The following is a 21,297-nucleotide window of genomic DNA, read 5'->3' on the forward strand; positions in this document are numbered from 1 at the left end:
TTATTAACATTATTCCCCACCCTCACTCTTTTCCTTTTTGCGGGTTACCCTTGGGTGGGGCCCCGCCCCGCCGGGGGGGGGGCGCCGCGCGGCGCCCGCCCCTTCGCGCTCTCCGGCGGATCCACCGGGATCCGCCGGACGCGCCCTAGAGGTCCTTGGCCAGCTCCTGGCTGGTCTCCACCCAGGTCGCCAGGGTCCGCTCGGCGGCACCGCCGTCGATCGCGGCCTCCGCCCGCTCGTACCCGTCGCGCACCGCGTCCACCAGCGGCCCCTCGACCCCGTCGACGGCGGCCAGCGCCGCGCCGGCGTTCAGCAGGACCGCGTCGCGCACCGGGCCGGGGCGGCCCGCCACCAGGTCGCGCACCGCGCGGGCGTTGAACTCCACGTCGCCGCCGCGCAGCGCGTCCGGCGCGGACCGGGGGATGCCCAGGTCGGCCGGGTCCAGCGTCTCGCGCCGGGCCGCCCCGTCGCGCACCACCCACACCGTGGAGGTGGTCGTGGTGGTCAGCTCGTCCAGGCCGTCGTCGCCGCGGAACACCAGCGCCGACGCGCCCCGCCCGGCGAACACCCCGGCCATCACCTCGCACATGCGCTCGTCGAACACGCCGATGGCGGCCGCCGTCGTCTGCGCCGGGTTGGTGAGCGGGCCCAGGAAGTTGAACACCGTCGGCACCGCCAGCTCGCGGCGCGGCTTGGCGGTGAACCGGAACGAGGGGTGGAAGACCGGGGCGAAGCAGAACGCGATGCCCGCCTCCTGCGCCACCCGCACGGTCAGCTCCGGCGGCAGGTCCAGGACCACGCCCAACCGCTCCAGCACGTCCGCCGTCCCGCAGGAGGAGGACGCGGCGCGGTTGCCGTGCTTGACCACGCGGGCCCCGGCCGCCGCGGCGACGATCGCCGCCATCGTCGACACGTTCACGGTGTGCGCCCGGTCGCCGCCGGTGCCGACGATGTCCAGGGTGGGGCCGGGCACCTCGATGCGGACGGCGTTGTCGAGCATGCCCCGGGCCAGGCCGGTCACCTCCGACACGCTCTCGCCCTTGGCGCGCAGCGCGATCGCGAAGCCCGCGATCTGCGCGTCGGTCGCCGAGCCCGACATGATCTCGTTCATCGCCCACGCCGTGTCGGCGGAGCTGAGGGTGGTCCCGCCCAGCAGGGCGGTGATGAGGTTGGCCCAGGTCCGCTCGGTGACGGCGGAGTTCTCTCGGGGCTCGGCGGCGGGGACGTTCATTTCGACTCCAGGGTGACAAGGGCGTGGGGCCGCACGGGCGCGGCGCGGTCACGACCGCGCCGCGGCCCTTCTCAGTGCAGCGGGGGACGGGGGAGGGCGCCGCCACGCCATCGCCCGGTGTCGGCGCCGTGGTTCAGGGCACCGCCCACCGCGCGGCGACGGCGCATGCTCCCCTCGCCGTTGTCACTCGTCACGGAGGTCACCCGCTGAGCGCGGTGAGCCGGCGGCGCATCAGCTCCGCCAGCGAGCCGGCCAGCGCGACCGGGTCGATCGGGTGGCTGACCACCTGCTCCGCCTGCGACCAGGTCGCCAGCCAGCCGTCGTCGCGGCGGCCCACCAGCAGCAGCACCGGCGGGCACCGGTAGATCTCGTCCTTGACCTGGCGGCACAGGCCCATGCCGCCGACGGGGGCGGCCTCGCCGTCGAAGATCGCCACGTCGATGCGCTCGGAGGGGTCGGTCTCCTCCAGCTTGCGCAGCACCATCGGCGCCGTGGCGCACTCGACGAGCTCCACCCTGGGCACGTCCGCGGCCGGTCGGCGGCCGATCGCCAGGCGCACCTGCTCGCGGGTGTCGGCCTTGTCGCTGTAGACCAGCACGCGCATCCGGGCACCCGTGTCCGTACCGCTGTCCACCATCGCGCAACCGTCCCATCGCTTCGGACCAGGGCCGCCGCCGTGGGGGGTGCGGCCGAGGCGTTCGTAGGCTGTGTGCCTCTGACTCTATTGCCTTGGGGTCCCGGTGCCCAGGAGTTCCGGATCCGCCGGTGCGGGGCTGAGACCTTCGACACCACAGGATGCCAGTACCTCCCCGGGGTGCGCTAACCGGCCTCGCGCCGGGCGTTGTGCAACGGTGACCGTTTCGTTGTCCCGCCGTTGGACGAAGGGGATTGAAGGGGCATCCAGGGGGGTACGGAACGCCTTCGGTGCCCGAGGATCGCGTTCGGGGCCGGGCGCGGGCGCGTCGGAGGGCCGCCGGGACGGGCCGAGGCGGTACAGTAACGCCCGAGTCACGGTGAAACCCCTGCCCCGAGGCCGCGAGACGGTCGATACCGGTACCGATCCGCCTCCTTACGGGGGGTCGAGTACGGACCTTCGCGAGATGCCGTAATAATGCTCCCGTGGCGACAGCAACCGCGAAACCAAAAACAGCACCGACACCAGCCCATGGTGCGGCAAAGCGTCCTGACCTGGTGAGCGTTGGCACCATCGTGTGGTTGGCCAACGAGCTCATGTTCTTCGCTGCGCTGTTCGCGATGTACTTCACCATCCGATCGGTGATCAACGGCAACCCCGACCTGGGGGCCTGGCCCGACACGCACCTCAACGTGCCGTGGGCCTCGACGATCACCGTGGTCCTCGTGGCTTCCAGCTTCACCGCTCAGGCAGGCGTCTGGGCCGCCGAGCGCGGTGACGTGAAGAAGCTGCGCATGTGGTTCTTCCTCACGTTCTTCATGGGCCTGTTCTTCGTTCTGGGGCAGGCGTACGAGTACTACGAACTCATCGCGCACGAGGGCCTCACCCTGCAGTCCAGCCCCTACGGGTCGATGTTCTACCTGACCACGGGCTTCCACGGACTCCACGTCATCGGTGGTCTGATCGCGTTCCTCATCATGCTGGGACGTACGTACGCAGCGAAGCGCTTCACTCACCAGCAGGCGACCAGTGCGATCGTCGTGTCCTACTACTGGCACTTCGTCGACGTGGTCTGGATCGCTTTGTTCTTCACCATCTACTTCATCCAGTAACCCGAAACGGGGAAACCGTGAAATGGATTACCGCGCGGCGACGGCATCCCCTTGCGGGGTATGTCGTCGTCATCCTCGCGCTAGCCCTGTTCGGGGTGGGGTACGCCGCAGTGGCGCCCACCTCCGACCAGGCGCAGGCGCAGACCCTCGCCGCTGACGCCCCGTCCCCCGAGGACGTGGACGTCGCCGAGGGCAAGACCATCTTCGACCAGACCTGCGCCTCGTGCCACGGCCTGGACGGTTCGGGCGGCGAGTTCGGCCCGGACCTGCGCGACGTTGGTCCCGCGGCGATCGACTTCCAGGTCAGCACCGGCCGCATGCCGTCCATGAACCCGGACGCGCAGATGCCGCGCAAGCCGATGGTCATGACCGAGCAGGAACTGGCCAACCTGATCGCCTACTACAACGAGTCGATCCGCAACGGCGACAACGGCGCCGAGGTCCCGTACGACGTTCCCGACGTCGCCCCGGACTTCGCCGACTTCGAGCCGCTCCGCAGCGACTTCGACAGCGATGAGGCCTACCACGAGGCCGTCGAGGAGGCCGAGGCCGAGTACCAGGCGGCCCTCGAGGAGTACGAGGCCGAGTACGACGACTACATCTCCGGTGCCGATGACACCGAGATGGGCATGCGCCTGTACCTGACCAACTGCGCCCACTGCCACGGCTGGTCCGGCGGCGGCGGCGCGCTCACCGACGGCCGGTGGGCGCCCGAGATCCACGACTCGACTCCGCGTGAGATCTACGAGGCCATGGTCAGCGGCCCCGGCGCCATGCCGATGTTCAGCGACGGCGTCCTCGCGCCGGAGGAGAAGCAGGAGCTCATCTCCTACGTCAAGACCCTCCAGGCCGAACCGAACGCCGGTGGCATTTTCGACCTCCAGCGGGTCGGCCAGGTCGCCGAAGGCCTGATCGGGTGGGTCGTCGGGCTCGCCCTGATCGTCGCCTGCGCGATCTGGATCACCGCGAAGCAGCGTGCCCATGACTGAGAACAACACCAACAACAACGGTGACGAGACGCCCGAGCGCGTCGTCGGCACCCCCACGGACGACAAGCCCGTCGTGACCGACGGCCCCCGTCCGGAGGAAGAGCACGCCGGCCCGTACCCGGCGTCGGAGACCCACTTCAGCTCCGAGGAGGAGCAGCGGGCCGGAGAGAGGGTCGCCTCCCTCTGGTTCGTCCTCGCCTTCCTGGGCGGGATGGGGTTCCTGGTCTCCTACTTCCTGTTCACCCCCGGCGAGATCGCCGACCCGCAGCTGGGCCAGTACTCGAACATGCTCCTGGGCGGCACGCTCACCCTCGCCATGTTCGGCGTCGGCGCGGGCATGACGGTGTGGGCCCGCAAGGTCATGCCGCACTACGAGGTCTCCTCGCCCTACGACGAGCTGCCCTCCAGCGACCAGGAGAAGGGGTCCTTCAGCGACTTCTTCATGCGGGGCGCCGACGAGAGCGGGTTCACCAAGCGCCCGCTCATGCGCCGCACCCTCATCCTGGCGATGGTGCCGCTGGGCCTGGCCCCGCTCGTGCTGCTGCGCGACACCGGCCCGCTGCCCGGCGACAAGCTGAAGAACACGCCGTGGGAGAACGGCCGCCGCATGTACGTCGAGGGCACGCACCGCTACGTGCGCGCCGAGGACTTCGAGAACGACCCGTACGGGATGATCTCCGCCCTCCCCGCCGTCGACGACGACCACTACCCGCACGGGATCAGCCTCAACGACTCCGCCAAGTCCGTCATCCTGCTCATCAAGATGCCGGCCGAGGACTGGAAGCCGAGCATGGAGGACGAGATCGAGGTCGACGGGGAGGTGGCCCCGCGTCTGAATTGGACGCACAATGGGATCATCGCCTACTCGAAGATCTGCACCCACGTGGGCTGCCCGGCCGCGCTGTACGAGCGCACGACGCACCGCATCCTGTGCCCGTGCCACCAGTCCACGTTCGACGCGTCGGACGCCGCCAAGGTCGTCTTCGGCCCGGCCCACCGGCCGCTGCCGCAGCTTCCCATCGGCGTCGACGATGAGGGCTACCTCATCGCGCGGGGCGACTTCACCGAGCCGCCCGGTCCGACGTTCTGGGATTACGCGAAGGACTAGTCGATGAGCAAGACCACCCAAGCACCCAAGGCGCTGCGCGGCGTCGGCAACTTCATCGACGACCGCTTCCACGTCGCCAAGATGGGCGAGAAGAACCTGCGCAAGGTCTTCCCGAACCACTGGTCGTTCATGCTGGGCGAGATCGCGCTGTACTCGTTCATCATCCTGCTCGTCACCGGTGTCTTCCTCACGCTCTGGTTCAAGCCGAGCATGATCGAGGTCGTCTACGACGGGCCCTACGAGCGCCTCAACGGCGTCGTCATGTCGGAGGCGTACGCCTCGACGCTGCACATCGACTTCGCGGTGCGCGGCGGGTTCCTGGTCCGCCAGATCCACCACTGGGCCGCGCTGATCTTCGTGGCCTCGCTCGTCGTGCACATGCTCCGCGTGTTCTTCACCGGGGCGTTCCGCAAGCCGCGCGAGATCAACTGGATCATCGGCGTCGTGATCTTCACCCTGGCGATGCTCGAGGGCCTCTTCGGCTACTCGCTGCCGGACGACCTGCCCTCGGGCATGGGCGTCCGCATCCTCCAGGGCGTGATGCTGGCGCTGCCGCTGGTCGGCACGTACATCTCGATGTTCCTGTTCGGCGGGGAGTTCCCCGGCGAGGACATCATCACGCGCCTGTACATGCTGCACGTGCTGGCGATCCCGGCGCTCCTGCTGGGGCTCATCGTCGCGCACTTCATGATCCTGTGGCACCAGAAGCACACCCAGTACCCCGGACCGGGGCGTACGGACAAGACCGTGGTGGGAACCCCGATGTTCCCCGGCTTCGCGGTCAAGGCCGGCGGGTTCTTCTTCTTCACCTTCGCGGTGATCGCGGGTCTGAGCGCGTTCGTGCAGATCAACCCGATCCACCTGTTCGGGCCCTTCACCCCGACGTCCATCACCTCCGGGCTCCAGCCCGACTGGTACATGGGCTTCATGGAGGGTTCGCTGCGCATCTTCCCGAACTGGTTCGACTTCCAGATCTTCGGCTACGCCGTTCCCATCGGCGTGCTGGTGCCCGGACTCGTCATCCCGGGCATCATCTTCGGCGGTCTGGGCGCCTGGCCGTTCCTGGAGCAGTGGATCACCGGCGACAAGCGGGCGCACAACGTGGCCGACCGGCCGCGCAACGCCCCGGTCCGCACCGCCGTGGGCGCCGCGGGCATCACGTTCTACGGGATCCTGTGGCTCGCCGGGTCGAACGACATCATCTCGGAGACGTTCTCGATCAGCCTGTACGTGACCACGTACATCTTCCGTGTACTGGCCATCGTCGGGCCGATCATCGCCTTCATCGCCGCCAAGCGCATCTGCCTGGGCCTGCAGCGCCGTGACCGGGACAGCCTGGAGCACGGGTACGAGAGCGGCATCATCCAGCAGCTGCCCAGCGGTGAGTTCATCGAGGTGCACAAGCGCAACTCGGAGGAGACCACGGAGATCCTGGCCAGCAAGCCGGAGATCACCTCCACGGCCCTCACCGAGCCCGAGACCGACGACAAGGGCGTCAAGAACCCCGCGTCGCGCAAGGCCAAGGGCCGCCTCCGCCGCGCCCTCGCCGAGTGGTACACCAAGGACAACGTGTCCCTGGACGGGGTGGAGCCGCACAGCGGCCACCACCTCCACCACTCCGACGAGGTCGTGAAGGAGCACGCTTCCCACCACTGACCGAGGTGAAGCCCCACAGGGACCCGGCCGACGGCCGGGTCCCTGCGTTTTCGGGGGGTGCCCGCCCGGGGCCCTCAGGAGCCCGTTGCCGGGCCTCCGCTGTAGGGGCCCACGGGGGCGGTCGATGGGCGCTGTGGGGCCCGCACCTCGACCGGACGGGCGACCCCATGCCCTTTCAACGCTGTGGTGGGTGACGGGCGGGTCTGTCGGGGGCCGAGCCACTACCGGAGGGCGGATCATCTCCTTCGACCCCAGGGGGTCGGGGTGGACACACCCTCCACCCCGGACACACGGGGGTGAGGGCCGCGCGTACCTGCGGGCCCCGGCCGTAGGGGGTCGTCCACCCGACCGGGAACCTGAGCCACAGCCGGAAGGCGAACCGCTACCCCCGCCGCAGGGGGTTTCCCACCCGTCCGGGGCCCTTGGCCACCGCCGGAGGGCGTCGCGGGGCCTCCGCCCCCGGGTGTGCGCGCCGCCAGGGCGCCCGCTGTCTCGGGCCGGGGAGGCGGTCCTCCCTCCGGTCGTGGCTCGGCCCCCGATCGCCCCGCCCCCGGCCGCGGGTGGGGCCGGTGGGATCGGTGTCCGGTATGTCGGGGGTTTCGGCGGGCCCGAAAAAACCGGTCCCCCTCGAAGAGGAGGACCGGCCGGTGAAGGGTGGAGATCAGCCCGCGTAGATCTCCTCGATCTCCTTGCTCCACTCCTTGTTCACCACGTGGCGCTTGACCTTCAGGGAGGCGGTCATCTGGCCGCTCTCCTCGGTGAAGTCGCTGGGCAGGATCTTGAACTTCTTGATCGCCTCGGCCTTGGACACCGCCTGGTTGGCGTGGTCGACCGCCTCCTGGATGGCCGCGACCAGGTCCGGGTCCTCGGTGAGCTCCGGGATGCCGCCGGTCTTCTTGTTGGCGGCCTTCCACTGCTCGAAGGACTCGGGGTCGATCGTCACCAGCGCGGCGATGAACTTGCGGTTGTCGCCGACCACCATGCACTGGCTGACCAGGGCGTGGGCGCGGATGCGGTCCTCGAGCACCGCCGGGGCGACGTTCTTGCCGCCCGCGGTGACGATGATCTCCTTCTTGCGCCCCGTGATGCTGAGGAAGCCGTCGTCGTCCAGCGATCCCAGGTCGCCGGTCCGGTAGAAGCCGTCCTCGGTGAACGCCTCCTGGGAGGCCTTCTCGTTGTTCCAGTAGCCCACCATGATGTGGTCGCCCTTGAGGAGGATCTCCCCGTCCTCGGCGATGCGGATGGTGGTGCCCGGCATCGGCTGGCCGACGGTGCCGATCTTGTTGAACTCCGGGCTGTTCACGGAGGTCGGGGCGGTGGTCTCGGTGAGGCCGTAGCCCTCGATGATGGTGAACCCGATGCCGCGGAAGAAGTGGCCCAGCCGCGCGCCCAGCGCGGAGCCGCCGGAGACCGCGTACTCGGCGTTGCCGCCCAGCGCCGCCAGGAGCTTGCCGTAGACCAGCTTGGCGAACAGGGCGTGCTTGAGCTTGAGCGTGAGGGGGATGCGCCCGGTGGCCAGCGCCTGGCTGTAGGCGATGGCGGTGTCGGCGGCCGCGGCGAAGATCTTGCCCTTGCCCTCGGCCGTGGCCTTCTGCTCGGCCTTGGTGTACACCTTCTCGAACACGCGCGGCACGGCCAGCAGGAAGGTCGGCTTGAACACCGAGAACTGCTCGATGAGGTCGGGCCCGGTGGAGGGGTAGTGGCCCAGGGTGGCCTTGGCCTCGATGACCATCACCTGCACGAAGCGGGCGAACACGTGCGCCAGCGGCAGGAAGAGCAGGGTGGAGGGGTTCTCCCGGCCGCGCAGGACCTGCTTGGCGGGGCCCTCGAGGGCGCTGTGCGCGATGAAGAGGAAGTTCCGGTGCGTCAGCTGGCAGCCCTTGGGGCGCCCGGTGGTGCCGGAGGTGTAGATGAGGGTGGCGAGGTCGTCGGCCTTGACCGCGGTACGGCGCTCCTCCAGGTCCTCGTCGGAGACCCCGGACCCGGTGTCGCGCAGCTCGGCGAACTCGGGGCCGTCGAAGCGCCAGATCTCCTTGAGCTCGGGGGCCTTGTCGCGGACGGAGGTGATGCGCTCCGCGTGGGCCTGGCTCTCGACGAACACGGCCTTGGCGGCCGAGTCGGAGAGGATCCACTCGATCTGCTCGGCGGAGGAGGTCTCGTAGATGGGGACGGTGACGGCGCCGACGGACCAGATCGCGTAGTCGACGACGGTCCACTCGTAACGGGTGCGCGACAGCAGGGCGACGCGGTCGCCGTGCCCGATGCCGGCGTTGATCAGGGCCTTGGCGTAGGCGGCGATGTCGCCGTGCAGCTCCGCGACGGTGACGTCGCGCCACTGGCCGGACTCCTGCTGGCGGGCGGCGACGGCGCTCGGCTCACCGGCCGCGCGCGCGTAGAGCGTGTCGGTCAGCCGCGCGTCATCGGAGATCTCGGCTTTCGCGGGAGAGCTGTATTCGCGCACGTGATGCTCCTGGACGTGTACGGGTTCTGGATGTTCAAGGACGTGACGACCGTAACAACACCATGCTACTCGTGAGTAGAACGGGTTGCCGTTCGGTATCCAACAGTGATCCCCCGTTGGGCGGGTCGTATGTACGCGGGTGCGGCCTGTGACGTCCGGTGAGCGTGCAGGTCAGGAACCCGTTACGCACGCGAACTATACGCTCGGGTCGTGCTTTGCGCACATCAGTGATCGTTCGCGTCGTGTGTCCGTTTCGTTTCTCGGTGTGGAACATCGGGGCTCCCCTGATCCTTCCCTGATCCCTCCCGGGGCACCCGGCGCGGCGCCCCCGGGGCGGTTAACGTGAAGCGAGAACCGGCCTGTCGAGGAGGACCTGATGGCGGAGAACACCGGCGACATCATCGATGACGCCCTGAGGATCGTTGACGGCCTGCAGCGCAGACTGCTGATCGCCGGGGTCAAGCGCGGTGTCGGCGCGGTCACCTCCCCGCCGCCCAAGGGCGACGTGTGGGAGGAGGCCATCCGCCTGGAGACCGAGCCCGAGCCGCGCCCCCTCGTGGAGGAGGTCCTGGGCATCGTGCGGGAGTCGGCCCCGGAGATCGCCGGGCACCTGGGGCGCGCGGGCCTGGGCATGGTGGGCGCGCTGGGGAGGACGCTGGGGGCGCTGGAGCGCTCCCTGGAGCGCGAGCGGCGCGCCTCCGAGCACGCCCCGGACACCTCCGCGCCCTGGCGCGCCGAGGAGCGCCCCGAGGGGGAGGGGCGCCAGGTCACCTCGTAGCACAGCCGGGGTGTCCACAGCGGTCCGAGCCTGGTTTAATCGAATGGTTTACACCATTTGAAAAGACCCATGCCATGGGCCTGGCTACTTATGTCAGAGTTCGGGCGTAAGTGAGAAGGAGCCGCCCCTCATGCTGACCATCGGAGTGGACATCGGCGGGACCAAGGTCGCCGCCGGGGTGGTCGACCACGACGGGCGGATCCTGGACCGCGTCAAGTACCCCACCCCCGCCAACGACCCCCGCGGGCTGGCCGACGTCGTCGCCAAGGCCGTGGACGAGCTGCGCGGCCGCCACGGCGAGGTCCAGGCCGTCGGGGTCGGCGTGGCCGGGTTCGTCGACGAGGACCGCGCCACCGTGCAGGTCGCCGTCAACCTGGGCCTGCGCGACGACCCCCTCAAGGAGCGCGTCCAGGAGAGGGCGGGCCTCCCCGTCGTCATCGAGAACGACGCCAACGCCGCGGCCTGGGCCGAGGCCCGCTTCGGGGCGGGCCGGGGCAGCGACCACCTCGTCTGCGTCACCCTGGGCACCGGCATCGGCGGCGGCCTGGTCATGGGCGGCCGGCTGCACCGCGGGCGCTTCGGCGTGGCGGCCGAGGTCGGCCACTACCGGGTCGTCCCGCACGGGCGCCGCTGCGCCTGCGGCAACCACGGCTGCTGGGAGCAGTACGCGAGCGGCCGCGCCCTGGTCGCGGCCGGCCAGGACCTGGCCCGGACCGACCCGGCGGCCGGCCGGCGGATGCTGGAGCTGGCGGGCGGCGTCGTGGAGCACATCGAGGGCCACGTGATCACCGAGGCGGCCGGCGAGGGCGACGAGGGCGCGCTCTCCTGCTTCCGCACCATCGGCGAGTGGGCCGGCGTGGGACTGGCCGACCTGGCGGCCATCCTGGACCCGGAGTGCTTCGTGCTGGGCGGGGGCGTGTCCGACGCCGGGGAGTTCATCCTGGAGCCCATCCGCGACTCCTACGCCCGCCACGTCTCCGGGCGCCCGGGCCGCCGGCTGGCCGAGGTGCGCCTGGCGGAGCTGGGCGGCGAGGCGGGCATCGTCGGCGCGGGCGACCTGGCCCGCCACTGACCCCGCGAGGATACCGACCCGCAGGAACGGCGAAGGCCCCGGTGCGCGCACCGGGGCCTTCGCCGTGGCCTATTCGGCGGGGGAGTCCCCGGCGGCCTTCGCGGCCTTCTTCTCCGCCCGGCGGGCCCGGCGCTCCTCCTTGCGGCGCGCCTTCTCGGCCCGGCGGCGCTCCCTGCTGTCGGCGCTCTGCTCCTTGCGGGCCTCGCGCGCCTCCTCCTCGAGCTCGGCCTTGACCGCCTGCGCGTAGCGGTCCACGTACTCCTGGCCGGACAGCTCCATGAGCGCGTACATGATCTCGTCGGTGACGGCGCGCAGGACCCGCTGGTCCTTCTCCATGCCGTAGTACCGCGAGAAGTCCAGGGCCTTGCCGAACTTCACCACCGGGCGGATGCCCAGCTTGGGGACGGTGCGCCCGGGGGGCATGATCTTGTCGGCGTTGATCATCGCCATCGGCACCACCGGGACCCGCGCCTCCAGCGCGATGCGCGCCACGCCGGTGCGGCCCCGGTACAGGCGGCCGTCGGGGGAGCGGGTGCCCTCGGGGTAGATGCCCAGCAGGTCGCCGCGCTTGAGCACCTTCAGCCCGGTGCGCAGCGCCGCCTCGCTGGCCTTGCCGCCGGAGCGGTCGATGGGGATCTGTCCCACGCCGGAGAAGAACGCCCGGCTGGCCAGCCCCTTGACCCCGGTCCCTGTGAAGTACTCCGCCTTGGCCAGGAACGTGATCTTGCGCGGCAGCGGCAGCGGCCCGAAGAAATGGTCGGAGAACGACAGGTGGTTGCCCACCATGAGGGCGGGCCCGCGGCGCGGCACGTTCTCCACGCCCTCGGCGCGGGGCTGCCACAGCACGGCCAGGATCGGCCCCAGGATCGCCTTGACCACCCAGTAGAACATCTCTTCGGATCACCCCTGCACACGCGGGGAGCTCCGGGCAGGGTCTGCCGCGATCCGCTGTCCCGCTCGGCCAGCACTGCGATGAGGATACTCAGTTCGTGCCACGTGATGCGCGACACCCCTCTTTGGGGACGAGAGCGGAACATGGGTGCCCACCCATGACAAACGGTCCGCGGAACGGTTAGCCTCACGCCTGTGAAGCCGGGGTGACCACCGCGGCACCGTCGTCCTGTCACGCGCGCCGCGGCGCCGTACGCATCCCTGGGGGAAGTCCGTGAGACCGACCGAAGACACCGCGCTGATCCCCGGGGCGGAGCCCTTCAGCCACCACGGCTCCGATGTGGGCGTCCTGCTGTGCCACGGGTTCACCGGCTCCCCCCGCTCCATGCGCCCCTGGGCCGACCACCTGGCCGCGGCGGGACTGAGCGTGGAGCTGCCCCTGCTGCCGGGCCACGGCACCGTCTGGACCGACATGGCCCTCACCACCGGCGACGACTGGTACGCCGAGGTCGAACGGGCGCTGCTGGAGCTGTCCTCGCGCTGCTCCGAGGTCTTCGTCATGGGCCTGTCCATGGGCGGCGCCCTCTCCCTGCGCCTGGCCCAGGAGCACCCGGACCTGGTGCGCGGCCTGGTCCTGGTCAACCCCTCGCTGGCGGTCGAGGACCCGCGGCTGCCGCTCATCGCGCCGTTCCGCACCCTGGCGGCCAGGTTCCTGCCCTACACCCCCGGCCTGGAGAGCGACATCGCCAAGGACGACGTCGGCGCCGGTGAGGGGGGCTACGACCGGGTCCCCACCGCGGCCGCCGCGACACTCCCGAAGCTGTGGCGCGCGGTTCAGGAGGGCATGTCCGGTTTGCGCGCGCCGATTCTGGCCTACCGGAGTCCCCAGGACCACGTTGTCGGACCGCGCAGTCTGCGTATCCTCGCTAGGAGAGCGGTCAACACCCGGCTGACGATCCACCTGCTCCACGACAGCTACCACGTGGCGACCCTCGACCATGACGCCGCCGACATCTTCGACGGAAGCCTCGCCTTCGTGCGGGCCCACGCCAGAAGCGGGGAAGGAGCCGACCGATGACGCAACGTCGGGGTAACGGCCTGCTCGCCGACGCCTACGTGCCCCTGATCCTGCTCGCGCCCACGCACGCCGACCTGATGCTGGAGGCGCTGCGGCGCAGCGGTATCGCGGCCTACGCGGTGCCGCTGGCGGAGGACGTCCTGGAGCCCCCCGGGGGCGACGGGGACGACCCGCCCACCGACCACCTGTACGTGGACGCGGAGGAGCGCGTCGCGGCCGAGCGGGTCCTGGGCACCGAACTGCCGGAACTGGGGGTGCGCGCGGTCCCCGAGGCCGAGGAGCGCCGCGAGGAGGCCGACGCCGACGACCAGGAGGCCGCCGTCGGCGGGGACCTGCTGGACGGCCCGCCCGGGAACGTCGACCCGGACGCCCCTCCGGCGCGCTCCGCCGACGAGGACGCGGTGTGGAACGACCTCGTCGCCCGCTTCTACGACGACGACGCTCCGCCCTCCCGCGGCGCCCGGTGGCCCGACGCCGAGAACGCCGGTCCCCCCGCGCCCCGCGGGAGGACGGAGACGCCGACGCCGGGGGACATCCTCGCCGGCGACCCCGACGACCAGGACGACGACGAGGAGGCGCTGCGCCGCGCCGAGGACGAGCTGGAGGGCCACTACGAGCCGCCGCCCCCGCCGCCGCTGCTCCAGGGCGACCGGCTGGGCATCGCGGCCTGGTTCGGCCTGCTGGGCGGACCGGTCCTGGTGTTCGGCGCGGCCTTCCTGGGGCTGACCCTGCCCAACTGGCTGATGTTCATGGCGGTGGTGGCGTTCCTGGCCGGGTTCGTCATCCTCATCCTGCGCATGACCGACGGCAGGCCGCCGGGTGACAACGGCCCCGACAACGGGGCGGTGGTCTGAGCCCTGGGCTTCGACATCCCCCTGTGGCGCGGCATCTCGCTGTTCCGCGCCGCGGCCCTGGTCTATTCGCTGCTGCTGCTCGTCCAGCACCACGAGCACCTGACCCGCCCCTGGCTGGGCTGGACGGTCCTGGTCGCCATGGCGGCCTGGACGGTGGTCGCCTCCTCCGCCTACGCCCGCCCGGAGCTGCGCACCGGGCGGCTGCTCCTGGCCGACCTGGCGGTGGCCTTCGCCTGCCTGTTCGCCACCGCCCTGGCCGCCACGCCCTTCTACCTCACCCAGGCGCCGCCGCTGAGCGGCTACTGGTTCGCCGGGGCGGCGCTGGCCGCCGGGGTCGTCTGGGGGCGCCGGGGCGCGGGCGCCGTGGCCGTGCTCTACGGCGTCGCCGACATCACCTTGCGGGTCGTCATGGGCGCCCCCATCACCCCGGCCACGGCCCGCGGCGTGGTCCTGCTCCTGCTGGCCGGGTTGGCGGTCGGCTACATGGCGCGCGTGGCCGGGCAGGCCGAGGAGAGGTTCGCCCGGGCGGTGGCCCTGGAGGCGCGCCTGCGCGAGCGCGAGCAGCTGGCCCGCTCCATCCACGACTCGGTGCTGCAGGTGCTGACCCTGGTGAGCCGCCGCGGAGCCGAGGCCGGGGGAGAGGCCGCCGAGCTCGGACGCCTGGCCGGGGAGCAGGAGGTCCGGCTGCGCGCCATGATCACCGACGGGCTCACCGACCTCACCGGGGCCCCCTCCGGGCCGGGGGCGGCGCGGTCCGCCGCGGCGCCGGGCCCGGCGGACGCGGGGGCCGGCGGCGACCCCGAGGTCGACCTGCGCGACCCCCTGCGCCGCCTGGAGTCGGTGCGGGTGTCGGTGTCGGCCCCGGCCACCCCGGTGCCGCTGCCCGGCGCCGTCGCGGCCGAGCTGCTCGCCGCGGTCGAGGCGGCGCTGGCCAACGTCGGGCTCCACTGCCCGCCCGGGACCCGCGCCTGGATCCTCGTGGAGGACGAGGGGGACGCCGTCACCGTCACGGTCCGCGACGAGGGCCCGGGCATCCCGGAGGGGCGCCTGGAGGAGGCGGGACGGGAGGGGCGGCTGGGCATCGCCCAGTCCGTGCGCGGGCGGCTGCGCGACCTGGGCGGCACGGTCGAGGTCTTCTCCGCCCCGGGCCAGGGCACCGAGGTGGAGATGCGCTTGCCCCGCTGACCGCGGGGCCGGACCCGCCGGGCGCGCGGGCCGCCAGGGGGCGGTCCGTCAGAGGAGGGGGAGGTCAGAGGGGCGGGCCCTGGCCCGGCTCCTCCTGGTGGAAGAAGCGCTGCTCGCGCCACGCCTCGGCCAGGTTGTGGTAGCCGCGCTCCTCCCAGAACCCGCGCCGGTCGGCGGTCATGTACTCCACCGCCCGCAGCCACTTCACGCTCTTCCAGCCGTACAGGTGCGGCACCACCAGCCGCAGCGGGTGGCCGTTCTCCGCGGGCAGCGGGGCGCCGTCCCGGTGGGTGGCCAGCAGCACGTCCTCGCGCAGGAAGTCGTCCAGGCGCAGGTTCGCGCTGTACCCGTACTCGCCCCACGCCATCACGTGCGTCACCTCGGGCGCGGGCGGCGCGGCCTCCACCAGGTCCAGGGCGCGCACCCCCGACCAGCGCACACCGGGGATGCTGAACCGCATCACGCAGTGGAAGTCGCTCACGCGGTCGGTGCGGGGCAGGCGGGAGAACTCCTGCCAGGTCCACCGGTACGACCCCAGGTCCTCGGTCGCCCCCATGACCCGGAAGTCCCACTTCTGCGGGCGGAAGGCGGGCACCGGACCGTAGTGCAGGGCCCGGTGCCGGGCGGTGCGCGCCGCCTGTCCGGGCGGCAGCCGCCGGTCGCCGTGGTCGTCCAGGTCCTCCGCTGACTCGGACACTCGGCCTCCTGTTCCTCTCGTCCAACCGCCATCCTGCCAGGCGGCAACGAGAGGTAGGTCACGCGCCCCCGTCGTGCGACGACGCCGCGACCGTGCGCTATAGTCACAGCCATGCAGCGGAACTTCTGGCGCTTTTATGGCTACCGGCCCTACACCCCGGTCGCCTGTAAAGCGCTGCGCTGACACAGACGACAGGAGCCCCGGGCCGGTAGCGGCCCGGGGCTCTTTGCGTTCCGGCACCGCGCACCGGGCCACGGCTCTCCCGCACCACATCCAACGACAGGCAGGGAAACCCACATGGTCATCGTGATGGCGCCGGGCGCCACCTCGGACGACATCGACTCGATCGTCGAACTGGTCGCCTCCTCCGGCGGCGAGGCCTACGTCACCCGCGGCGTCAGCCGCACCATCATCGGCCTCGTCGGCGACGTGGAGCGCTTCCAGGACCTGGGGCTGGCCGCCAAGCCCGGCGTCGCCGACGTCCTGCGCATCTCCGCCCCCTACAAGCTGGTCAGCCGGGAGAACCACGACAGCCGCAGCGTCGTCAGCGTCCGCGGGGTGCCGATCGGCGGCGACAACGTCACCGTCATCGCGGGCCCGTGCGCGGTGGAGACCCCCGAGCAGACCCTGGCCGCGGCCCGGATGGCGCTGGAGGCCGGCGCGTCCCTGCTGCGCGGCGGCGCCTACAAGCCCCGCACCTCCCCGTACGCCTTCCAGGGGCTGGGCGAGGCCGGCCTGAGGATCCTCGCCGACGTCCGCGAGGAGACCGGGATGCCGATCGTCACGGAGGTCGTGGACGCCGCCGACGTCGAGCTGGTCGCCTCCTACGCCGACATGCTCCAGATCGGCACCCGCAACATGCAGAACTTCGCCCTGCTCCAGGCGGCGGGCGCCGCGGGCAAGCCGGTGCTGCTCAAGCGCGGCATGAGCGCCACCATCGAGGAGTGGCTGATGGCCGCCGAGTACATCGCCCAGCAGGGCAACCTCGACATCGTCCTGTGCGAGCGCGGCATCCGGACCTTCGAGAAGGCCACCCGCAACACCCTGGACATCAGCGCGGTCCCGGTCGCGCAGAACCTGTCCCACCTGCCGGTGATCGTCGACCCGTCCCACTCCGGCGGCAAGCGCTCGCTGGTGCTGCCGCTGTCGCGGGCCGCCGTCGCGGTCGGCGCCGACGGCGTCATCGTCGACGTCCACCCGCACCCGGAGACCGCCCTGTGCGACGGCCCGCAGGCCCTGGTCCAGGAGGACCTGGCCGAGCTGCGCGACCTCGCCGGGACCCTGGCGGCGCTCACCGGGCGCACGCTCACCCCGGCGCCCGGCCACGAGCTCGCCGGGCTCTGAGACCCCGCGGCCACGACGACGGGGCCGTGCGCGGACCGTGGACCCACGATCCGCGCACGGCCCCGTCGTGTCGGGCCGGCCGGGCCCGCCGGGAGCGTCAGACCCTGACCGCCGCGGCCTTGGCGGGCTCCAGCCGGGCCGGGGCGGCCTCGCCCAGGAAGCTGGGCTTGTGCACCTGGGCGGTGGTCACCAGGTACTCGGCCAGCTCCTCGGCGTCCAGGCGCTTCTCGATCTGGCGCAGGTCGGGGATCTTGGCCGCCGTCTCCACCTGGCGCGGGGTCAGCATGGTGCAGCAGTCCTCGTCGGGCAGCTCCGAGATGGACAGGGTCCCGATCCGGCGGGCCTGGTCCATGATCTCCGTCTTGTCCATGCCGATCAGCGGGCGCAGGATGGGCAGGTCCACCGCGTCGTCCAGCGCCGTGAGGTTGGTCATGGTCTGGCTGGAGACCTGTCCCAGGGCGTCGCCGGTGATCAGGCACTCGGCCTTCAGGTCGTCGGCGAGCACCTCGGCGGTCTTGAGCATGAGCCGCCGCTGGGCGACGATCTGGAGCCGCTCGACCCCGGAGCTCTTGAGCTGCTGCTGGGCCTTGCCGAAGGGGATCACGAACAGGCGCGAGCCCACCTGGTAGCGGTCCAGCTGGCGGACCAGGCTGTAGGCCTTGTAGATCGACTCCGGGCCGGTGAACGGCATCCCGGAGAAGTGCAGGAAGTCCACCTTGAGCCCGCGCCGGATCATCCGGTGCGCCGCCACCGGCGAGTCGATGCCGCCCGACATCAGGACCAGGCCGCGGCCGCTCATCCCGGCGGGCAGCCCGCCCTGGCCCGGGACGCCGTCGGTGAAGACGAACGCCTCGTCCTTGTCCACCTCGACGTACAGCGTGTTGTCGGGGCGCTTGAGGTTCACGGGGTAGCCGTGCGCCTTGACGATCTCCGAGCCCAGGTACCCGGCCAGCTCGGAGGAGGTCATCTCGAAGCGCTTGTCGCGGCGGCGGGCGCGCACCGCGAAGGTGCCCTCGCGGCCCTCCATGGAGCGCACGGCCACGTCGGTGACCGCGGCCAGGTCCTTGGGCACCCGGCGCACCAGGTGCACCCAGACGACGCCCATGACGTTGGCCATGCGGTCGGCGATCTCGGCGACCTCGAGGTCGGAGGCGCCGGGCTTGCGCACGATGATCACGCCGGAGCCGCGCTGGGAGACGCGGATCTCGCCCAGGTCGCGCACGGACGAGCGGATGTTGTTGTGCAGGCGGCGCTCGAACAGCTTGCGGTTGGAGCCCTTGAGGACGATCTCGCCGAGCTTCATGAGCACGCAGAGTTCGCCCAGCCCGTCCCCGGCTCCTCCGACGGGGACCGGCGCGGACTCAAGCGACGCGGACATGGGTGCTACCTCCGGATAGACATGCGTGGGTGCCCGGTTGCCGTGATCGGACCGGCGGTGGCGGGAAACCGGGATCGCCCATCGCCGTACTTCTACCAGTATCGAACATCTCCGCCACCGCTCCATCCAAATTTCGGTCCGGACGGAAGACGACGCACCCGGTTGACCACCGTGCGTATCCGCCGGGGGAAACCTAGGATCGCGGCATGGCCTTGTTCGTCCACCTCACCCCCGCCGCGAACACCGTGCGCCTGCGCCGCTCGGGGGTCCGTGCGGCAGGCCGCGGCCGCGGCCGGGGACGCGGCGTGTACTGCTTCCCGGTACTGCCCTGCTACACGCTCACCCACCAGTGGCTGCGGGAACTCGCACGTGACGACGACCACCGGCGGTTCGTCGCGGTGCACATCCGGCTGGACGACGACCAGCCGGTGACCGTCGGGCACTACGCGAACCGGCCGCTGCGGGTCACCGCGGGGGAGGCGGTGCGGATCGTGCGGGCCCTGCCGGACCCGCGGGGCTGGGAGGTCTTCGTCCCCCGCACCGTCACGGTGCGTGAGATCCACCGGGTGCGCGGAGTGGCCCCGGACGCGGGCCGGCACCCGGAGGGCGCCTTCGACTGCCCCTGCGCCGTCCGGCTCGGCGAACCCGTGCTCTCCTGAGGCGCCCCGAACGCGGCCGCCCCCTCCCGGGAGCCGTGGGAGGGGGCGGTGCGCGGCGGGCCCCTGAGGGGCCCGCGGGGGAGCGTGTTCCGCCGCTCCCCGAGAACTCCGGCCCGGCGCCTGTTCTCTGAACGCCCTCCTGCGCCGCCGGGGGTTCGTGAGGCGCCCGGAGGGGCGGGGGTCCCCGCCCTCAAGGGGCGCCGGGCACGAACCGGGGCGGAGCGGAGGTTCGAAAGAACACGGCCTAGCCGAAGAAGACCTCGGCCTCGGCGTAGCGCTCGACGGGGACCGTCTTGAGGGTGTCGGTCGCCTCGGCCAGGTCCACCCGGACGATGTCGGTGCCCTGGAGGCCGACCATCTTGCCGAACGCCTTGTCGTGCACGGCCTCGATGGCGTTGACGCCCAGGCGGGTGGCGAGCACGCGGTCGAACGCGGTGGGGGTGCCGCCGCGCTGCACGTGGCCCAGGACCACCGAGCGGGCCTCCTTGCCGGTGCGCCGCTCGATCTCGTCGGCGAGGGTCTGGCCGATGCCGCCCAGGCGCACGTGGCCGAAGGAGTCCTTCTCGCCGGTGGCCAGCTCCATCTGGCCCTCCTTGGGGTGCGCGCCCTCGGCGACCACGATGATCGGCGCGTACTGGGTGCGGAAGCGGCTCTCGACGTGCGCGACGACCTCGTCGATGTCGAAGGGGCGCTCGGGGATGAGGATGACGTTGGCGCCCGCGGCCATGCCCGAGTGCAGGGCGATCCAGCCGGCGTGGCGGCCCATGACCTCCACGACCAGGGCGCGGTGGTGCGACTCGGCGGTGGTGTGCAGGCGGTCGATCGCCTCCATGGCGATGTTGACGGCCGTGTCGAAGCCGAAGGTGTAGTCCGTGGCGTTGAGGTCGTTGTCGATGGTCTTGGGCACGCCCACCACGTTGACGCCGCGGTCGTGGAGCTGGCGGGCCACGCCCAGGGTGTCCTCGCCGCCGATGGCGACCAGGGCGTCGACGCCCAGGCCGGCCATGTTGTCCTTGACGCGCTCGACGCCGCCCTCGATCTTCATGAGGTTGGTGCGGGAGGAGCCCAGGATGGTGCCGCCGCGCGGGAGGATGCCGCGCACCGCCTCGACGTCCAGGGGCATGGTGTCGCCCTCCAGGGGGCCGCGCCAGCCGTCCCGGAAACCGACGAACTCGTAGCCGTAGTCCTTGATGCCCTTGCGGACCACGGCCCGGATGACCGCGTTCAGACCAGGGCAGTCGCCGCCACCGGTCAGCACCCCGACGCGCATACGAATCTCCTCGACGTTGTGGGTTCCACGGCGCTTGGCGCCATATGGTCTAGACCATAGTGGTACGGGCGATCCCAGGCCAACCCGGGCCGGTGAACACCGTCCGAACTCCGCCGCGGTCCGCCCGGAACGGGCCCCCTGTACCGCTTTGCGCCGTCCGGAGGGCCCCGTCGCGCGGTCCTTTCGGGGCCCGTCCCCCGACCCGCGCCGGGTCAGTCGTCGAGGCCGCGGTCGATGGCGTAGCGCACCAGCTCGACCCGGTTGTGCAGGTGCAGTTTGGTGAGGGTGTTCTGCACGTGGTTCTGCACCGTGCGGTGGGCGATCGACAGCCGCTCCGCGATCTGCTTGTAGGCCAGCCCCTTGGCGACCAGGCGCAGCACCTCGGTCTCGCGCGGGGTCAGCGCCGGGGCGCCGTCGTCGGCGTCGCGCTCGCGCGAGGACGAGAGCCTGCGGTACTCGCCCAGCACCAGCCCGGCCAGGCCCGCGGTGTAGACGGCCTCGCCCCGGTGCACCCGCCGTACCGCGTCCAGGAGCTCGTCGCGGCCCGCCGACTTGACCAGGTAGCCGGTGGCCCCGGCCTTCACGGCGGCCAGCACGTCGTCCCCGGCCCCGCTCGCCGACAGCACCAGCACCCGGGGAGGCTCGGCCAGGGCCGTCAGGCCCGCCGTCAGCTCGACCCCCGTCATGTCCGGCAGGTGCAGGTCGACGATGGCCAGGGTGGGCCGGGCCGCGGGGGCGATCCGCAGCGCCTTCGCGCCGTCGCCCGCCGTGCCGACCACGGTCAGCCCGGCCTCGTCGAGGTCGCGTGCGACCGCGTCGCGCCACATGGGGTGGTCGTCCACGACCAGGACCCGGATGTCCTCACTGCTCTCCATGGCGGTGACCCTATCCCGCCCCGGT

19 protein-coding genes are annotated in these 21,297 nt (G+C 71.5%); 11 read left to right on the forward strand and 8 right to left on the reverse strand.

The window, feature by feature from the left end; all coding sequences use genetic code 11:
* Window positions 1-145: 145 nt before the first annotated feature.
* Together trpD and ABZ249_RS31510 are read right to left on the reverse strand one after the other, a co-directional pair.
* Window positions 146-1,231, reverse strand: coding sequence for an anthranilate phosphoribosyltransferase (gene trpD, locus ABZ249_RS31505; protein WP_355270020.1), 1,086 nt, complete (start codon window positions 1,229-1,231; stop codon window positions 146-148).
* A gap of 199 nt (window positions 1,232-1,430) precedes the next feature.
* The gene (locus ABZ249_RS31510; RefSeq protein WP_220559901.1) at window positions 1,431-1,868 is read right to left on the reverse strand and encodes a hypothetical protein; all 438 of its coding nucleotides are present in this window, start codon (window positions 1,866-1,868) and stop codon (window positions 1,431-1,433) included.
* Between the two features lie 554 nt (window positions 1,869-2,422).
* On the opposite strand from ABZ249_RS31510, the gene ABZ249_RS31515 reads away from it, so the two are divergent.
* The 4 genes from ABZ249_RS31515 to ABZ249_RS31530 all read left to right on the forward strand — a co-directional run bounded on the left by ABZ249_RS31515 (window position 2,423) and on the right by ABZ249_RS31530 (window position 6,730).
* The gene (locus ABZ249_RS31515) at window positions 2,423-2,977 is read left to right on the forward strand and encodes a heme-copper oxidase subunit III (protein ID WP_355270022.1); all 555 of its coding nucleotides are present in this window, start codon (window positions 2,423-2,425) and stop codon (window positions 2,975-2,977) included.
* Between the two features lie 95 nt (window positions 2,978-3,072).
* Window positions 3,073-3,966, forward strand: a complete 894-nt coding sequence (locus ABZ249_RS31520; RefSeq protein WP_355270024.1) for a c-type cytochrome — start codon at window positions 3,073-3,075, stop codon at window positions 3,964-3,966.
* Window positions 3,959-5,074: a Rieske 2Fe-2S domain-containing protein gene (locus tag ABZ249_RS31525; RefSeq protein WP_355270026.1), complete on the forward strand. Its 1,116-nt coding sequence runs from the start codon at window positions 3,959-3,961 to the stop codon at window positions 5,072-5,074. The genes ABZ249_RS31520 and ABZ249_RS31525 overlap by 8 nt, the downstream gene beginning before the upstream one ends.
* A gap of 3 nt (window positions 5,075-5,077) precedes the next feature.
* The gene (locus ABZ249_RS31530) at window positions 5,078-6,730 is read left to right on the forward strand and encodes a cytochrome bc complex cytochrome b subunit (protein ID WP_355270028.1); all 1,653 of its coding nucleotides are present in this window, start codon (window positions 5,078-5,080) and stop codon (window positions 6,728-6,730) included.
* A gap of 661 nt (window positions 6,731-7,391) precedes the next feature.
* Here the strand turns inward: ABZ249_RS31530 and ABZ249_RS31535 are convergent.
* Window positions 7,392-9,191 (reverse strand): AMP-dependent synthetase/ligase, encoded by a 1,800-nt coding sequence (locus tag ABZ249_RS31535; protein ID WP_355270030.1) that lies wholly within the window; start codon window positions 9,189-9,191, stop codon window positions 7,392-7,394.
* 376 nt (window positions 9,192-9,567) lie between these two features.
* Here ABZ249_RS31535 and ABZ249_RS31540 point away from each other — a divergent pair, with 376 nt between their 5' ends.
* Together ABZ249_RS31540 and ABZ249_RS31545 are read left to right on the forward strand one after the other, a co-directional pair.
* Window positions 9,568-9,969: a hypothetical protein gene (locus ABZ249_RS31540; RefSeq protein WP_355270032.1), complete on the forward strand. Its 402-nt coding sequence runs from the start codon at window positions 9,568-9,570 to the stop codon at window positions 9,967-9,969.
* 130 nt (window positions 9,970-10,099) lie between these two features.
* Window positions 10,100-11,041: an ROK family glucokinase gene (locus tag ABZ249_RS31545; protein ID WP_220559909.1), complete on the forward strand. Its 942-nt coding sequence runs from the start codon at window positions 10,100-10,102 to the stop codon at window positions 11,039-11,041.
* 69 nt (window positions 11,042-11,110) lie between these two features.
* Here the strand turns inward: ABZ249_RS31545 and ABZ249_RS31550 are convergent, their stop codons facing one another.
* Window positions 11,111-11,932 (reverse strand): lysophospholipid acyltransferase family protein, encoded by an 822-nt coding sequence (locus ABZ249_RS31550; protein ID WP_355270034.1) that lies wholly within the window; start codon window positions 11,930-11,932, stop codon window positions 11,111-11,113.
* 274 nt (window positions 11,933-12,206) lie between these two features.
* Here ABZ249_RS31550 and ABZ249_RS31555 point away from each other — a divergent pair, with 274 nt between their 5' ends.
* The 3 genes from ABZ249_RS31555 to ABZ249_RS31565 are packed head-to-tail and all read left to right on the forward strand — an operon-like array spanning window position 12,207 to window position 15,049.
* Window positions 12,207-13,010, forward strand: a complete 804-nt coding sequence (locus ABZ249_RS31555) for an alpha/beta fold hydrolase (protein ID WP_355270036.1) — start codon at window positions 12,207-12,209, stop codon at window positions 13,008-13,010.
* Entirely contained in the window at window positions 13,007-13,864 is an 858-nt protein-coding gene (locus ABZ249_RS31560) for a hypothetical protein (RefSeq protein WP_355270038.1), read from the forward strand. Before ABZ249_RS31555 ends, ABZ249_RS31560 begins: the two co-directional genes overlap by 4 nt.
* A gap of 21 nt (window positions 13,865-13,885) precedes the next feature.
* Window positions 13,886-15,049 (forward strand): DUF5931 domain-containing protein, encoded by a 1,164-nt coding sequence (locus ABZ249_RS31565; protein ID WP_355270051.1) that lies wholly within the window; start codon window positions 13,886-13,888, stop codon window positions 15,047-15,049.
* Between the two features lie 64 nt (window positions 15,050-15,113).
* Here ABZ249_RS31565 and ABZ249_RS31570 read toward each other — a convergent pair whose 3' ends face one another.
* Window positions 15,114-15,746, reverse strand: a complete 633-nt coding sequence (locus tag ABZ249_RS31570) for a molybdopterin-dependent oxidoreductase (RefSeq protein WP_355270040.1) — start codon at window positions 15,744-15,746, stop codon at window positions 15,114-15,116.
* Window positions 15,747-16,043: 297 nt separating this feature from the next.
* Here ABZ249_RS31570 and aroF point away from each other — a divergent pair, with 297 nt between their 5' ends.
* The gene (aroF, locus tag ABZ249_RS31575) at window positions 16,044-17,090 is read left to right on the forward strand and encodes a 3-deoxy-7-phosphoheptulonate synthase (RefSeq protein WP_220559914.1); all 1,047 of its coding nucleotides are present in this window, start codon (window positions 16,044-16,046) and stop codon (window positions 17,088-17,090) included.
* A 97-nt stretch (window positions 17,091-17,187) separates the two neighbouring features.
* Here aroF and thiI read toward each other — a convergent pair whose 3' ends face one another.
* The gene (gene thiI, locus ABZ249_RS31580; protein WP_355270043.1) at window positions 17,188-18,468 is read right to left on the reverse strand and encodes a tRNA uracil 4-sulfurtransferase ThiI; all 1,281 of its coding nucleotides are present in this window, start codon (window positions 18,466-18,468) and stop codon (window positions 17,188-17,190) included.
* 206 nt (window positions 18,469-18,674) lie between these two features.
* Between thiI and ABZ249_RS31585 the strand changes: the two genes are divergently transcribed.
* Entirely contained in the window at window positions 18,675-19,127 is a 453-nt protein-coding gene (locus tag ABZ249_RS31585; protein WP_220559916.1) for a hypothetical protein, read from the forward strand.
* A 244-nt stretch (window positions 19,128-19,371) separates the two neighbouring features.
* Here the strand turns inward: ABZ249_RS31585 and ABZ249_RS31590 are convergent, their stop codons facing one another.
* Complete coding sequence (locus ABZ249_RS31590; protein ID WP_355270045.1) at window positions 19,372-20,397, reverse strand: 6-phosphofructokinase; 1,026 nt, start codon at window positions 20,395-20,397, stop codon at window positions 19,372-19,374.
* A gap of 212 nt (window positions 20,398-20,609) precedes the next feature.
* Window positions 20,610-21,272, reverse strand: coding sequence for a response regulator transcription factor (locus ABZ249_RS31595; RefSeq protein ID WP_220559918.1), 663 nt, complete (start codon window positions 21,270-21,272; stop codon window positions 20,610-20,612).
* Window positions 21,273-21,297: the final 25 nt, after the last annotated feature.

The organism is Nocardiopsis sp. NPDC006139 (assembly GCF_040614155.1).
Classification (GTDB): Bacteria; Actinomycetota; Actinomycetes; order Streptosporangiales; family Streptosporangiaceae; genus Nocardiopsis; species Nocardiopsis changdeensis.

Excerpts from the sequence above, each read along its gene's own strand:
- trpD (WP_355270020.1), bottom strand. The coding sequence starts at position 1,231 with ATGAACGTCCCCGCCGCCGAGCCCCGAGAGAACTCCGCCGTCACCGAG.
- ABZ249_RS31510 (WP_220559901.1), bottom strand. The coding sequence starts at position 1,868 with ATGGTGGACAGCGGTACGGACACGGGTGCCCGGATGCGCGTGCTGGTC.
- ABZ249_RS31525 (WP_355270026.1), top strand. The coding sequence starts at position 3,959 with ATGACTGAGAACAACACCAACAACAACGGTGACGAGACGCCCGAGCGC.
- ABZ249_RS31530 (WP_355270028.1), top strand. The coding sequence starts at position 5,078 with ATGAGCAAGACCACCCAAGCACCCAAGGCGCTGCGCGGCGTCGGCAAC.
- ABZ249_RS31540 (WP_355270032.1), top strand. The coding sequence starts at position 9,568 with ATGGCGGAGAACACCGGCGACATCATCGATGACGCCCTGAGGATCGTT.
- ABZ249_RS31545 (WP_220559909.1), top strand. The coding sequence starts at position 10,100 with ATGCTGACCATCGGAGTGGACATCGGCGGGACCAAGGTCGCCGCCGGG.
- ABZ249_RS31550 (WP_355270034.1), bottom strand. The coding sequence starts at position 11,932 with ATGTTCTACTGGGTGGTCAAGGCGATCCTGGGGCCGATCCTGGCCGTG.
- ABZ249_RS31560 (WP_355270038.1), top strand. The coding sequence starts at position 13,007 with ATGACGCAACGTCGGGGTAACGGCCTGCTCGCCGACGCCTACGTGCCC.
- aroF (WP_220559914.1), top strand. The coding sequence starts at position 16,044 with ATGGTCATCGTGATGGCGCCGGGCGCCACCTCGGACGACATCGACTCG.
- thiI (WP_355270043.1), bottom strand. The coding sequence starts at position 18,468 with ATGTCCGCGTCGCTTGAGTCCGCGCCGGTCCCCGTCGGAGGAGCCGGG.
- ABZ249_RS31585 (WP_220559916.1), top strand. The coding sequence starts at position 18,675 with ATGGCCTTGTTCGTCCACCTCACCCCCGCCGCGAACACCGTGCGCCTG.
- ABZ249_RS31590 (WP_355270045.1), bottom strand. The coding sequence starts at position 20,397 with ATGCGCGTCGGGGTGCTGACCGGTGGCGGCGACTGCCCTGGTCTGAAC.
- ABZ249_RS31595 (WP_220559918.1), bottom strand. The coding sequence starts at position 21,272 with ATGGAGAGCAGTGAGGACATCCGGGTCCTGGTCGTGGACGACCACCCC.